Raw genomic sequence first — 13,671 nt, forward strand, 5'->3', positions numbered from 1 at the left:
GAATTGAGGCTCCGCGGCGCAATACCCATGGCAGTGGGCTGAAGGCCTGGCCAGGCACCAGAATCTCCACATGGCCGGGGCGTTGGCGGGAATGCGGGTTCTGGAGCTGGGCTCGGGGGTGGCCGCGGGCATCGCCGGAATGGTGCTGGCCGAGAACGGGGCCGAGGTGGTGAAGATCGAACCTCCCGATGGGGATCGGTGCCGGGGCCGAGCGGGCTTCGCCGTGTGGGGTCGGGGCAAGAAGAGCGCGGTTATCGACCTGGCCGACGCCGACGGCCACCGCCGGTTCCTCGAGCTGGTCCGAGCGGCCGACGGGGTGATCGTGGCCCTTCGCCCCTCGACGGTGGCCAGGCTGCGAGTGGACGACGACACCCTGCGGGCCGTGAACCCCCGATTGGTGTACGCCGCCGTCACCGGCTTCGGCCGGACCGGGCCGTGGCGCGACCTCCCCGGCTACGAACAGATCGTGGCCGCCAAGAGCGGGCGCATGACCAGCTACGACGGGGTGCGGCCCGGCCCGGTGTACACGCCGGTGCCCATCGCCTCCTACGGCGCTGCCATGTTGGCTGCGGTGGGGCTCATGGCCGGACTCTGGGATCGCCGCCGCACCGGACGGGGCCAAGCCGTCCACACCAGCCTGCTGCACGCCCTCAGCGTGTACGACATGACCAGCGGTCACGGCAACCGCACCCACCTGCCCCCCGAGCCGGGACGGGTGTACGGGGTGATGCGGGTGCCGTTCATGACCGCTCCCACCAGCGACGGCCGCTTCATCCAGATGTGCAGCCGCCAGGCCCACCACTATCGGCGGTGGCTGACGGTGCTGGGGTTGGAGGCGCTGCTGGACGACCCCGAGTTGGTCAACGCCCCCGATCTGTGGCCCAGCGAGGAACGACTGGCCGAGGCCATCGAGGCCATTCGCCACGCCATGGCCCGGCGCACCGCCGAGGAGTGGATGGAGGTGTTCTCGGCTGAGGACATCGGCGGTGATCCCTTCTTGGCACCCTCGGAGTTCCTCGACCATCCCCAGTGCGTCGAGAACGGGCGTCGCCAGGTGGTGGTGGACCCCGAGGCCGGCCCCACCGTCCAGATCGGCCCCCTGGGGTTGTACTCCGACACGCCGTCGGTGGTCGGCCCGCCCGCACCCCTCCTGGGCGAGCACACCGACGAGGTGGCGGCCCGCCGGCAGGCTGATCCGTCCGGCGGGTGGCTGTCCGATCAGTCCCACGAACCGGTGGCGGGCCCGGCCCCAGGCCGGCTGCCCCTGGCCGATGTGACCGTTTTGGATGTGGGCTACTTCTACGCCTGCCCGTTCGCGGCCACGCTCTTGGCCGAGGCGGGCGCCCGGGTCATCAAGGTTGAGCCGCCCACCGGCGATCCCGGCCGGCGCAACTGGACCACCGATTACGTGAAGTCGCACATCGGCAAGGAGTCCATCGTCTTGGACCTCAAGACCCCTGAGGGTCTCGACATCCTGCTCCGATTGGTGGAGCGGGCCGACGTGTTCCTCCACAACTTCCGACCGGGTACCCCCGAGCGGCTGGGCATCCACGCCGACGCCGTGCGGGCCCGCAACCCCCGGTTGCTCTATGTGTACGCCTCGTGCTTCGGCAGCCGGGGACCGTGGGCGGCCAAGGCCGGCTTCCACTCGTCGCCCAACGCCATCGCCGGAGCGGGCGTGGTGGAGTCGGGCCACACCAACCCTCCCCGCAATCGCACCTACGGCGATCCCACCGCGGCGCTGGCCACCGCCGCGGCCATCATGGCGGGACTGTTGGGCTGCCGTCGCACCGGGCGGGGCCAGACGTTGGAGACCACCATGTTGACCGCCACCGCCTACGCGGTGGCCGAGTGGAGCGTGCAGCCCCTGGGCGTGGCCGCCCCGGTGGTGGACGCCGGACAGTACGGCTTCAACGCCTACCAGCGGCTCTACGAGACAGCCCAGGGGTGGCTGGTGGTGGACGTCCACACCGACGGCGAGCGTCAAGCGCTGGGGGCCGCGCTGGGCACCCGGCTTCCCGAGACCCCGACCCCGGAAACGGCGACACTCGTGGCCCAGGCGCTGGCCACCAACACAGCGGAGGCCTGGGAAGCCCGCTTGTTGGCGGTGGGGGTGCCGGCAGCCCTGGCCGACCGGGGCAACTTCCAACACAACATGCTCGGCGAAAGCCACATGCGGGCCGCCAGCGTGGCGGTGCGTGCCGCACAAAGCAACCTGGGTGCCTACTGGCGGGCCGGGCCCGCCCTGCAGTTCTCCTCCGCCCCCGCGCCGCAGCCCCCGGCCCTGCCTCTCGGTTGGGCCACGGCGGCCATTTTGGGTGAAATTGGAATGGATGATCACGAGATCGCCCGGCTGCAGGCCGCCGGGGTGACCACCCCCATCGGACACGACCTGCCCGCCTGACGACCCACCGAATCACCGCCTGACGAGGAACCACCCATGAGCCAACCAGCAACACCACCAGTCGAATTGGACACCTCGGTGCTGACCTGCATGGATCACCGGATCGACCCCGTGGCCATCCTGGGCCTCGCCGAGGGCCAGGCCCACGTGTTCCGCAATGCCGGGGGTTACGTCACCGAGGACGCCATCCGGTCGCTGTGTCTGTCGCAGCAACTGGCCGACACCGAGCGGATTCTGGTGATGCACCACACCAACTGCAAGGCGTCGGAGGACACCGCCGAGGGCTACCGGGCCCTGGTGGAAGCCGGCACCGGCACGTCGCCCACCTGGGACGTCCAACCGGTGATCGACCCCTACGAGCGGGTGCGGGCCGCCCTCGGCCAACTCCGCCAGTCCACCCTGGTGAACACCGCCCGCCTGGAGGGTTACGTGTACGACGTGGACGACGGCAGCCTGACCCCGGTGTCATAGCCTCGGGTAACCTCAGCCCATGGATCTCGGCATAGAGGGACGACGGGCCCTGGTGGCCGCCTCCTCGGCGGGTCTGGGGCTGGCCACCGCGGTGGCACTGGCCGAGGCCGGGTGCCGGGTGGTCATCAACGGTCGGGATGCCGACCGCCTGAAGGCCGCGACCGGTTCGGTGCCCGGCGCCATCCCCATCACCGGCGACGTGTCCGACGCCCCTGGCGCCACCACGCTGGTGGAGGCGGCCACCGACGCCCTGGGAGGGATCGACATCCTGGTGACCAACGCCGGCGGACCGCCCGGAGGCAACTGGGCCGACACCGACACCGAGCAGTATCCGGCCGCGCTGGAACTCAACCTTCTGTCGGTGGTGGCCATGACCAAAGCGGCGGTGCCCGCCATGCAGGCCCAGGGCTGGGGTCGGGTGCTGGCCATCACCTCCATATCGGTGCGCCAACCGCTGGACACGCTCATCTTGTCGAACACGGCTCGGGCCGGGGCCACCGGCTACCTCAAGACCATGGCCAATCAGGTGGCGGGCGACGGGGTGACCGTCAACTCCCTCCAGCCCGGCTATCACGGCACCGATCGACTCCGCCAGCTCTTCGGCGAGCGGATGGCCGATTTGGAGGCCACTTCCGCCACCCGATCGGTGGGCGACCCCGGCGATTTCGGCCGCATTGCCGCCTTCTTGTGCTCTGAACACGCCCGGTTCATCAACGGGGCCGCCATCCCCGTGGACGGCGGGCTCTACGGCGGGCTGCAGTGAGCGGGCCTGCCGTGAGGCCAGCATGGGGGAAACTTGAGGGAAACTTGAGGGACGCCCGAGGGAAAGGAGCCTGACGTGATCCGACACGTGGTGCTGTTCCGCTTCCGAGACGACGTCGACGCCGCCCAGCGTCAAGCCGTACACGACGCCATCGCCACCATGCCCGAGGCCACCGGGGTGACCGAGGCCTATGCCATCGGTGGTGACCTGGGTTTGGGGGAGGACAACTACGACTTCGCCGTGGTCGCCGACCTCGCCGACCGGGCCGCCTACGAGGCCTACCGCGACCACCCCGAGCACCGACGGATCATCACCGAGGTGATCCGACCGGCCATCAGCGCCCGAGCCGCCGTCCAATACGAGGTGACCTGACCGATGACTTCTGCACAAACCACCACCAACGATGGCCGCAGGAATCTGCGGATCGCCATCATCGGGGCAGGGCCGGGCGGGCTGTGTGCCGCCATCCGGCTCCGTCAGTCGGGCTTCGAGGATTTCGTGGTGCTGGAGAAGGGCGCCGGAGTGGGGGGCACCTGGTACCACAACCGCTATCCCGGCTGTGCCTGCGACATCCAGTCGGAGCTGTACTCCTTCTCGTTCGAGATCAACACCGAGTGGACCCGCCCGTACGCCCGCCAACCCGAGATCCTCCGCTACATGGAGCATTGCGCCGACAAGTACGGGGTGCTCCCCCACTGTCGGTTCAACGACGCGGTGGTATCGGCCCGCTGGGACGACCACTCCGCCACCTGGACGGTCACCACCGAGTCGGGCTTCGAGGTGACCGCCGACGTGGTGATCAGCGCGCTGGGTATGTTCAACGACGTGCCCCTGCCCGACATCGAGGGCCTCGGTGACTTCGAGGGCACCACCATCCACTCCGCCCGGTGGGACTGGAGCCACGACCTCTCCGGGGAGACCGTCGGGGTGATCGGCTCGGCGGCCAGCGCCGTGCAGCTCGTCCCCGAGATCGCCCTCGAGGTGGACCGGCTCCACGTGTTCCAGCGCACCGCCAACTGGGTGCTCCCCAAAGAGGACGACCCCTACACCGCCGAGGAGATGGCCGCCCGCCAGGCTGATCCGTCCATCGTGTTGGCCCGCCGTCAGGAGCTGTTCGAGCAGGTGGACACCGGCATGGCGTTCAAGGATCCCAACCGGCGGGCGGAGATGGAGGCCATCGGCCGTCGGGCGCTGGAGGCGGTGACCGATCCCGAGTTGCGGGCCAAGCTAACCCCCACCCACATGTGGGGCTGCAAGCGGCCCCTGTTCCACAACGAGTACTTCACCACCTACAACCGCCCCAACGTGGAGTTGGTGACCGACGCCATCGAGAGGATCACCCCCAAGGGGGTTCGCACCACCGACGGCACCGAGCGGGTGCTGGACACCATGGTGTTGGCCACCGGGTTCTCCACCACCAAGTACCTGTCGGCCATCGAGGTCATCGGGCGGGGCGGCCTGCCCATCGCCGACGCGTGGAACGACGGGGCCACCGCCTACATGGGCATCACCACCGCGGGCTTCCCCAATCTGTTCATGCTGTACGGCCCCAACACCAACAACGGCTCCATCATCACCATGATCGAGTACCAGGTGGAATACACGCTGGCCCACATCCGGCGGCTGGCCGCCCAGCGCCTGGCCTGGGTCGACGTGAAGTCCGACGCCATGGCCGACTACAACCAGTGGGTGCAGGAGGGGATCGACGGGATCGAGCCGTGGAATGCGAGCTGCAACGGCTACTACCGCAGCCCCAGCGGTCGCGTCGTCACCCAGTGGCCCCACAACATGACCACCTTCAAGGACCAGACCGCGGCCATCGATGAGGATGCCTACGAAGCCGCTCCTCTGACGGTCGCCTGACGACCGTCGAGTCGAGAAGGCAGGCGGCACCCATGAGCGGAAGGCTCGACGGCAAGGTGGCCCTGATCACCGGCGCGGCCCGGGGTCAAGGGGAAGCGGAGGCCCGCCGGTTCGTGGCCGAGGGGGCCAAGGTCGTGATCACCGACGTGCGGGACGATCCCGGCGAGCAATTGGCCGCCGAATTGGGGGCCGCCGCCTGCTACCAGCGGCTGGACGTCACCCGCGAGGCCGACTGGGATGCGGCGGTGGCCGTCGCCGTGAACCTGTTCGACAAGCTCGACATTCTGGTCAACAACGCGGGCATCGGGGCGTTCGGCACGCTGGAGGGGCTCGACCTCAAGACCCACCACGAGATCATCGACATCAACCTCCACGGGGTGTACCTGGGGATGCGGGCGGCCAAGGCCGCGCTGGTGGCCACCGGCAACGGGGCCATTATCAACATCTCCTCCATCGACGGCATCGTCGGTGTGCTGGGCATGACCAGCTACGCGGGCAGCAAGTTCGCCGTGACCGGCATGACCCGCTCCGCCGCCATTGAGTTGGGGCCGCTGGGGGTGCGGGTGAACTCCATCCACCCCGGTGTGATCAACAGTCCCATGGTGCAGGAGGCGCCGCCCGAGACCCGGGCCCGGCTCGACCGCCTCATGGACATGCAACCCATCAAGCGCATGGGCGAGCCCCACGAGATCGCCTCGTTGGCCCTGTTCCTGGCCAGCGACGAAGCCTCCTACATCACCGGGGCCCAATTCGTGATCGACGGCGGCCACCTGGCCGGCCCCTGGCGAGAGCACTTCGACGAGTGAGCGGCCCACCGCCAGGTCCGGCAACCGTGCCCGCCGCCCCGCCGGTGGCACCCGGCGCCGTGCGGTGAACCGGAGGGCGAAACCATGACCGACGCGTTGGCCGCGTTTGATCCTCACAATCCGGAGTACCTGGAGCGGGGGTTGCCCTTTGACCTGCTGGCCGAGCTGCGTCGGCAGGGGCCGGTGGCCAAGACTCCACTGGGCTACTACCTCACCCGCCGCCAGGAGGCCGACGAATTGCTGTTCGCGGTGGACACCTACGGATCAGACATGACACCGGGCACGGGGCTGAGCGGCGTGGAGGAGGTGCCCACCGAGCAGTTGTTCCTTCCCGAGATCGGCGAACCGGTCCACGGGCAGATCCGCCGGTTGTACAACTCGGCCCTCGGACCGCACCGTACGGCCAGGATCCAGCCCTTCGTGCGCCAGACCTGCGAGGAGCTCTTGGACTCACTGGCGGGCCGGGACACCGTCGACCTGCACGCCGACTACGCGGTGCCCATCCCCTGCGAGGTGATCGCCCACATCATCGGGCTCCCCGAAGACGGGGCCGACAAATTGAAAGAGTGGTCTTTGGACGGTTCGGTGATGTTCCGGCCCGTGTGCCCCCGGTACGCCCCCGACGGTCCGCCCATCACCGGCTATCTGACCGAGCTGGTGGCCCAGCAGCGGGCGGCCGAGGAGCCCTCCTCACACACCTTCGAGGTGTTCTTGGGTGCCGAGATCGACGGTGCACCCCTGAGCGACACGGTGATCGCCCACCAGCTACAGACCATGGTGCTGGGCGGCGTACACACCACCCGGGGACTGTTGGCCCATTGCGTACACCGCCTGATCGCCGAGCCCGACCTGTGGGCCACGCTGGATGCCGATCGGGAGTTGATCCCGGTGTTCGTGGAGGAATCGTTGCGCCATGATTCTCCTGCCCCCCGGGTGGCAAGGCGGTGCCTGGCCGACACCACGTTGGGCGGGGTGGAGATGGCTCGGGGCGACTGGGTGGAGGTGGGATTGGCGTCGGCCAACCGGGACGAGGCCCACTACGACGACCCCGAGAGCTTCCGCCTGGACCGCCCCGATCCCCTCAACCACGTGGCTTTCGGCGCCGGAGCCCACGTGTGCCCCGGTGCCAGCCTGGCCCGCCTCGAAGGTGTCACCGCCATCGAAACCCTGCTCGACAAGGTGGCGGCCCTCTCCCCGGTCGCCGACCACCACTACCCCCCACTCCCCGCCAACCTCGCCTACGCCCCCCTCCCCACCCACACCACCTGGAGCTGACCAGACAGGAGAGTCCTCATGACAGCAACGATTGAAGAGGTCACACAACGCCTGCAGGCCCTAGGAATTGCCCGGCTCAAGGCTGTGCGTCGGGAAATCGCGGCCCTCGTTCACATCTTGGAGGATGATGAGCACATTGAGGGTGCTACGGGTGGAATGGTGCTCAAGAGTCCTGGACTTGCAATATGCACGAATAGAAGAGTCTTGCTTCTGAATGTATCGAGAAGCAAAATGAAGCAGAAAGGAATACCACTGGAGTCTATCTCTTCTGTTGACCTTGAAATCAAGCGACGGCTCGGCACCTTGGAGCTTGTGGGGCCAGGTCTAGCAGACATATGTGTAACAGCTCTCGCTACAGAGGCCCAGAACATGGCCAGAGCCATCCAAGCAGCTCGAAACAAGCATGTTGGCGACCAATAGCCCAACCAAGACTTCGACACCTACATCATCTGTGACTGGTTTGGCTGGCCCGACTTTCTGTTCTTCAGAAGTGAGGCACTACCTGTGCTGATGGCAGGGCACCTTCGCTTCTGACTTTTGAAATCTCTTTGGAAATCAGGGGGGATGTTGTCACCCATGCCGGTATACTTGTGTGCATGGAGATTGGTTCTTCCAACGGCACAACTTCTGACACACCGGACCAAGTGCGGGATGCGGTGGCGGCGATGGTTGCCGAGTTCGAGTTGCAGGATTATTCGGAGTTGGACACCTCTGGGGTGATCAAGAGGGTGTTGGAAACCGACACGGTCCGCCGCCAGATCGAAGCGCACCTGGCCGGCTTGTTGGTCCGGTTGGGTGAACTCGCCGGCGACGACACCGTGGAAGCGGTGTGCCAACAGTTCGGTTTGGCCTCCCGCAAGGCCAAGCGTCAGGCGAAGACGGCCAAGGGGTTGCGGGCACTGCCCGATGTGCTCGATGCCGCCCGTGACGGGTTCATCACCATGGACCATGCCGAGTTGATCGCCGCCTCCCACGAACGCGCCCCCTTGCGCAACGGGGACGGGTACGAACTGGTCAAGCTGGCCCTGACCCAGTCGTTCGACCAGTTCCGCCGGTCGTTGGCAACCATGGAGAACCAACGCATGGCCGCCGATGGGATGACCCGCACCGAACGCCAACACGCCCGACGCACCGCCAAAGTGTTCGACGGGGACAACGACATGGTCATCCTCCACGCCGAACTCGACACCATCGCAGGCCAACGCGTCAAAACCGCCCTGTCAGCCATGAACACCCGGCTGCTCCACCACGACTCCACCGTCGGTCAGGAACGGTCGTTCGAGCAACGCAACGCGGATGCCCTCGTCGCCCTCATCACCCAACAACCCGGACGCCCGGCTGAGAGTGAGGGTGGGGCCGAGTGCGAACCAAACCCCCAGAAGACGACGTTGGTGGTCACCGCCGAATGGGATCCCATCTACGGGGTGCTCCAAGACGCCGAACTCATCGACGGCACCCCCATCGACATCGAAGAACTCCGCCGCCTCGCCTGCGACGCCGACATCATCCCCACCATATTCGGCACCGACGGCCAACCCCTCTACCTCGGGCGCACCCAACGAGCCCCCAACCAAGCCCAACGGATGGCGTTGTTCGCCAGGGACCAGGCCTGCGTCGACTGCGGCCTCGCCGCCCAAGCCTGCGACATCCACCACATCCTCCCCTGGGAACACGGCGGACCCACCAACATCGACAACCTCGTCCTGCTCTGCCCCACCTGCCACCGCAAAACCCACCGCAACGACCACCACCACGGCTACCCCAAGTGGCACAGCCACCGCCACCGACCCAGATCCCCCGACCACACCAGTTCATCTCAGCGACAGCACCCGGTCGAGACTTCCGCCCCCGGTCAGCCTGCGGCCCCAACCTGACCCCTGAAAGCACTGAACCTGGCGGCTGGCCCCGGTGACCTCAGCCGTAGTGGAGGGCGACGTTTTCGGGGTAGCTGCGGGAGAAGTAGTTCCAGAGCTGCTCGCCGTAGGTGGCCGGGCGGTGCGAGCTGGACATGTCGGCCACGCCCGCCTCGGTCTCGGCGATGCTGGCCATGAACCCGGCGCCGGTGTGATGGGGGCTGGCGGCCACTGCCTCGGCAAAGCGGGGGGACAATTCAAGCGGGGCCAGGCACACGTCGAGGGAAGGGCCGTGGAAGTAGCCCGCGGAGTAGCGCTCCTCGGTGGTGATCACCCGGTGGGCGGTGGCCACCAGGTAGTTGCCGGTCATGGCCTGCAGGGTCTCCCCCAGGTTGATCACGAACGAATCCTCCACCGAGGGCACGTCGATCCACTGACCCGCCTGGTTCTGCACCTGCAGCCCGGCGGTGGGACCGGGATCCAAAACGGTGAGGAACCCGGTGTCGTGGTGGGCGTTGACCCCGGCCTCCCCCTCGGGAGTGGGGGGATAATGGATGAACTTGGCCAACGACATGGTCTGGGACCCGAAGAGCCGCTCCAGGTGGTCTTCGGCCAATCCGAGTCCCAGCGAAATGGCCCCCATCAGGCGGTTGGCCAAGCCCCCCAACTCGTCGAACCACTGCTGGGCCAGCTCCCGGTGCCCTGGCAGCACCCCGTCGGGCAGCCACTGATTGGGGCCGAGCAGGCGCAGGTAGTAGGGCTCCACGTCGGTGGGATGGGCGGGCCACTCGGTCCACCAGTCGATCTGCTCCCGAATGTCGGGGCGGTTGTTGGTGTATTCGGCCCCGATCGGCTCCCACCCCCGGAAATGGCGGGACACCCGCTTGTCGATCAGCATCTTCTGCTTTCGGGGCAGGGCGAAGAACCGGTGCATCATCTCGAAGATGCCGTCGTGCAATCCATCGTCCACCCCGTGGTTGACCACCAGGAAGAACCCGACCTCGTGGCAGATGCGGCACAACTCCTCGGCCAGTTCCTCCCGCTGCGGTTGCGTACCCGACAGGGGACCGAGATCCACCACCGGAATCTGATCGAAGGGGACGGGCGTGCTCACCCGATCAAGCGTAGCGACCATAGCGGAATTCCCCGGAAGCCGATCAGGCGAAGTCGCCGCCGGCGAACCACCGGTCGAAGGCGGGCCGCATGGCCACGTCGATCAACTCGATCCGCTGGCCGGTGGTCGGAGGGGCCAGGAAGGCAAACCCTTCGAGGCCGCCATCATCGCTCGCCCCTCCGTAGATCACCTCGCACCCCCCGGCCTGTAGCGCCCGAATGTCACCGTGGAGGTCCTCGGTCCAATAGCCCAAATGGTTCAACCCGCCGTACTGATTGGCATCCCAGAACGAACCCTGCGGGCCTTGGGCCAACTCGATCTGGAGGGGTCCCTCCACCGAGTAGGTGAAGCGCACGCTGGTGGTGACCACCTCGCCGTCCACCAACAGATTCAGGTCGAAGCCCTGCACGGAATGCCAACTCAGCCCGTCGGATGCCGAGAGCTGGGCCATGGCCTCCTCGACGTCGGCCACGATGATGCCTGCATGGAACGGGTCGGTGAGCAACGCCATGGCGGCACCGTAGCCCGCTAGCGATTTTCGGTCACGTCGGTGGCGAACCGGCGGGCCTGTTCGTTGTGTTCGCCGACGGCGGTGATGGTCTTGGCCTTGGCGGTTTCGCCGCGCAGGGCAGCCAGGGGATCGGTTTGGTCGCCGACGTAGCCGAGGGCGAAGGCCCCTTGGGTGTAGCCCATCATCCGCAGCAGGTCGTCGTCGAGGGTGCGGGCGATGTCGGGCGGGCAGGCCAGATACTGGTTCTCCTCCTGGCGGACCCAGCCCACCGCATAGGTGATGTTGACCCCCCGACGCACCCCGATACTGGTGTTGGCCCCGGCCCCGTGGAGCACTTTGCCGTCGTAGAACAGCACGCTGCCCCGGCGCATTTCGGCCTGGGCGGCGGGCACACGCTGGGCCTCGGCGTCGCTCATGGTGGAGGTACCGGGCAGGATGCGGGTGGCCCCGTTGTCGGCGGTGAAGTCGCTGAGGGCCCACATGGTGTTGCACTGCACGTGGTAGTCGGGGCCGAAAGGGAAGAAATCGAAGGCCATCTCGTCGCGGTGCAGCTTCTGGTCGGTCTCCCCCGGTTCCACCGAGATGATCTGGGTGAGGTGCAGTTGCACCGCGGTGGCGTGGCCCAGGAAGTGGCTCACCACCCCGACCACCAGGGGATCCATGACCAGTCGCCGAGCGGTGGGACAACGGGCGATCAGCGCCCCGGTTCGGCGAGTGAACGTGCCGTCGTAGTCGTCGCGCCCGGGAGCCGATGCAGCGATGAAGGGCACGGCCTCGGCGTCCAATCGGTCCATGGTAGGGCCGTCGGCCACATCGTCGACGATGGCGTAGCCGTGGCGGCTCAGGTGCTCGCTGACCTCGGCCGGGTCGGTGGTGGGCGGCAGATGCGTCAGAGCCACGGCTCGATGGTAGTGGTGGGTGGAAGAAGTAGGGTTCCGGTGATGACCACGTTGGTGATCCACGCCGACGACGTGGGGATGTGCCACGGGGCCAATCGAGCCTTCGTGGAGCTGTCGCACGTGGGCACCATCACCTCGGGGTCGGTCATGGTGCCGTGCCCCTGGTTCAGCGAGATCGCCGAGGCGGCCGCCTCCGACAACACCCTCGACTGCGGGGTGCATCTCACCCTCACTTCCGAGCACGCCCACTACCGGTGGGGCCCGTTGAGCCGAGTCGGCCCCACGTCGGGGCTGCTCGACGATCACGGCTTCCTGTGGCCCGACGTGACCTCGGTGCGCCGCCGGGCCCACCCCGAGGCGGTGGAGCAGGAGTGGCGGGCCCAGATCGACCGGGCGCTGGCCATGGGCATCAACGTCACCCATTTGGACGCCCACATGGGCTCGGCGCTGGCCCCGGAGTGGTGCCACCGCTACGTGGCGGTGGGCATCGACTACGGCGTGCCGGTGCTGATCACCTCGACGCTGGCCGCCTATGGCCCCAACGGGCACCTCACCGCAGGCGAGGAGGAGCGCCCTGGGGCCGACGAGGCCATCGGTGCGGCGGCTCGGACGGCGGCGGCCGCGGGCATGCCCGTGTTCGACCGAGTGCTGGAGACCGACTTCGGCCGACCCCGCCACACGCCCCCGGACTACCCGTCCATGCTGAGCGACCTCGACGAGGGCCTGGTCTACTGCGCCTTCCATCCGTGTGCGCCGGGCGGGGCCGAGGTGGAGGCCATCGAGCCCGAGTTCCACCACGTTCGCACCGACGAGTACCGGATCTTCGGCACCGACTCGTGGCGGGAGTGGCTGGCGGCCAAGCCCTACCGACTCGCCGGCATGGGGGAACTGGCCCTCGGCTAACCCTTCGGGTGGTCCTCCAGGTGGCACTCACCCTGGCGACGCATGAGGGTCCACGTCTGCTCCAGGTAGCCGGCCTGGTCGTCCACCAGCTTCTTCAGGCCGAGGCGCAGGTGCTCGGGAATCTCGGGAGCGTCGGTGGGCTCGAGGAGCACGTCGAGCTGCGCCTGGTCCTCCAGGGTGGCGTGCAGGGCGGCGGCTCGGGCCAGAGTGGCCCCCACGGTGATGGCCCCGTGCCAGGGGATGATCACGGTGTGGTTGGTCTCGATGGCCGGACCGATGGACTCGAACCGGTCGTCGGGGCTGAGCACCTGGTCGTCGTGGAAGATGCAGCACAGGTTGTGGCGCATCTTCAGCGGGCGGGCCAGCGAGGCCAGCGCGGTGATCCACCGACCGTGGCTGTGGACGATGGCGTTCACGTCGGCCCGGTGCTGGTACACCCCGGCGTGGAACTCGAAGCCCAGGCTCACCTCTCGACTGCCCTCCAGCAGGTTCCCGTGGTAGTCGAGTTTCATCACGTCGTCGACGGTGATCTCGCCCAGCGTGCGGTCGAAGGCGTTGATCCAAAAGGCGTCCTCACCCTGGGCGCGCACGCTCACGTGGCCGCCGATGCCGGTGTCGCACCCCCGGGCGGCCAAGGCCCGACTGGCCAACACGATGTCTTGAACGATCTCTGCCACTGCCATGGCTCTAGAGTACGTCACCGATGAGGACTGTTGGCCGGTGGACGGCACGGGTGGCCGGGCATATGGGTTGCCGACCCGCGCGATTCGGGGGCGGGCCTGCGGTTGGCGAACGGGTCCATCGGGGGG

Annotated in this window: 14 protein-coding genes; 10 read left to right on the plus strand and 4 right to left on the minus strand. The window is 67.6% G+C overall.

The genetic code is table 11. From position 1 onward, the window contains the following. The first annotated feature begins 70 nt into the window (after positions 1-70). The 9 genes from ACOQPQ_RS07580 to ACOQPQ_RS07620 all read left to right on the plus strand — a co-directional run bounded on the left by ACOQPQ_RS07580 (position 71) and on the right by ACOQPQ_RS07620 (position 9,456). Positions 71-2,404: a CoA transferase gene (locus ACOQPQ_RS07580; RefSeq protein ID WP_420638834.1), complete on the plus strand. Its 2,334-nt coding sequence runs from the start codon at positions 71-73 to the stop codon at positions 2,402-2,404. Between the two features lie 36 nt (positions 2,405-2,440). Next, a complete protein-coding gene (locus tag ACOQPQ_RS07585) occupies positions 2,441-2,875 on the plus strand; it encodes a beta-class carbonic anhydrase (protein WP_420638835.1) in 435 nt (144 codons plus the stop codon). A 19-nt stretch (positions 2,876-2,894) separates the two neighbouring features. Further along, entirely contained in the window at positions 2,895-3,638 is a 744-nt protein-coding gene (locus ACOQPQ_RS07590; RefSeq protein ID WP_420638836.1) for an SDR family oxidoreductase, read from the plus strand. 75 nt (positions 3,639-3,713) lie between these two features. Next, the gene (locus ACOQPQ_RS07595; RefSeq protein WP_420638837.1) at positions 3,714-4,010 is read left to right on the plus strand and encodes a Dabb family protein; all 297 of its coding nucleotides are present in this window, start codon (positions 3,714-3,716) and stop codon (positions 4,008-4,010) included. Between the two features lie 3 nt (positions 4,011-4,013). Then, the gene (locus ACOQPQ_RS07600; RefSeq protein ID WP_420638838.1) at positions 4,014-5,501 is read left to right on the plus strand and encodes a flavin-containing monooxygenase; all 1,488 of its coding nucleotides are present in this window, start codon (positions 4,014-4,016) and stop codon (positions 5,499-5,501) included. 32 nt (positions 5,502-5,533) lie between these two features. Further along, positions 5,534-6,307 (plus strand): glucose 1-dehydrogenase, encoded by a 774-nt coding sequence (locus ACOQPQ_RS07605; RefSeq protein WP_420638839.1) that lies wholly within the window; start codon positions 5,534-5,536, stop codon positions 6,305-6,307. 84 nt (positions 6,308-6,391) lie between these two features. Beyond that, positions 6,392-7,582 (plus strand): cytochrome P450, encoded by a 1,191-nt coding sequence (locus ACOQPQ_RS07610; protein WP_420638840.1) that lies wholly within the window; start codon positions 6,392-6,394, stop codon positions 7,580-7,582. 18 nt (positions 7,583-7,600) lie between these two features. Further along, positions 7,601-8,002: a PH domain-containing protein gene (locus tag ACOQPQ_RS07615; protein ID WP_420638841.1), complete on the plus strand. Its 402-nt coding sequence runs from the start codon at positions 7,601-7,603 to the stop codon at positions 8,000-8,002. A 176-nt stretch (positions 8,003-8,178) separates the two neighbouring features. After that, on the plus strand, positions 8,179-9,456 hold the full coding sequence (locus ACOQPQ_RS07620) for a DUF222 domain-containing protein (RefSeq protein ID WP_420638842.1): 1,278 nt from the start codon (positions 8,179-8,181) through the stop codon (positions 9,454-9,456). Positions 9,457-9,496: 40 nt separating this feature from the next. Here the strand turns inward: ACOQPQ_RS07620 and ACOQPQ_RS07625 are convergent, their stop codons facing one another. Genes ACOQPQ_RS07625 through ACOQPQ_RS07635 form a run of 3 tightly spaced genes read right to left on the minus strand, consistent with a single transcriptional unit; the run spans position 9,497 to position 11,959 of the window. Further along, on the minus strand, positions 9,497-10,549 hold the full coding sequence (locus tag ACOQPQ_RS07625) for an isopenicillin N synthase family dioxygenase (protein WP_420638843.1): 1,053 nt from the start codon (positions 10,547-10,549) through the stop codon (positions 9,497-9,499). A gap of 43 nt (positions 10,550-10,592) precedes the next feature. Further along, entirely contained in the window at positions 10,593-11,060 is a 468-nt protein-coding gene (locus ACOQPQ_RS07630; protein WP_420638844.1) for a VOC family protein, read from the minus strand. Positions 11,061-11,077: 17 nt separating this feature from the next. Next, a complete protein-coding gene (locus tag ACOQPQ_RS07635) occupies positions 11,078-11,959 on the minus strand; it encodes a phytanoyl-CoA dioxygenase family protein (protein ID WP_420638845.1) in 882 nt (293 codons plus the stop codon). A gap of 42 nt (positions 11,960-12,001) precedes the next feature. On the opposite strand from ACOQPQ_RS07635, the gene ACOQPQ_RS07640 reads away from it, so the two are divergent. Further along, positions 12,002-12,862 (plus strand): polysaccharide deacetylase family protein, encoded by an 861-nt coding sequence (locus tag ACOQPQ_RS07640; protein WP_420638846.1) that lies wholly within the window; start codon positions 12,002-12,004, stop codon positions 12,860-12,862. Here ACOQPQ_RS07640 and ACOQPQ_RS07645 read toward each other — a convergent pair. Then, a complete protein-coding gene (locus ACOQPQ_RS07645; RefSeq protein WP_420638847.1) occupies positions 12,859-13,545 on the minus strand; it encodes a class II aldolase/adducin family protein in 687 nt (228 codons plus the stop codon). The two genes, ACOQPQ_RS07640 and ACOQPQ_RS07645, sit on opposite strands and share 4 nt — an antisense overlap. Between the last annotated feature and the right edge of the window lie 126 nt (positions 13,546-13,671).

It is taken from the genome of Candidatus Poriferisocius sp., assembly GCF_965219775.1.
In the GTDB taxonomy this organism is placed as follows: domain Bacteria; phylum Actinomycetota; class Acidimicrobiia; order Acidimicrobiales; family Bin134; genus Poriferisocius.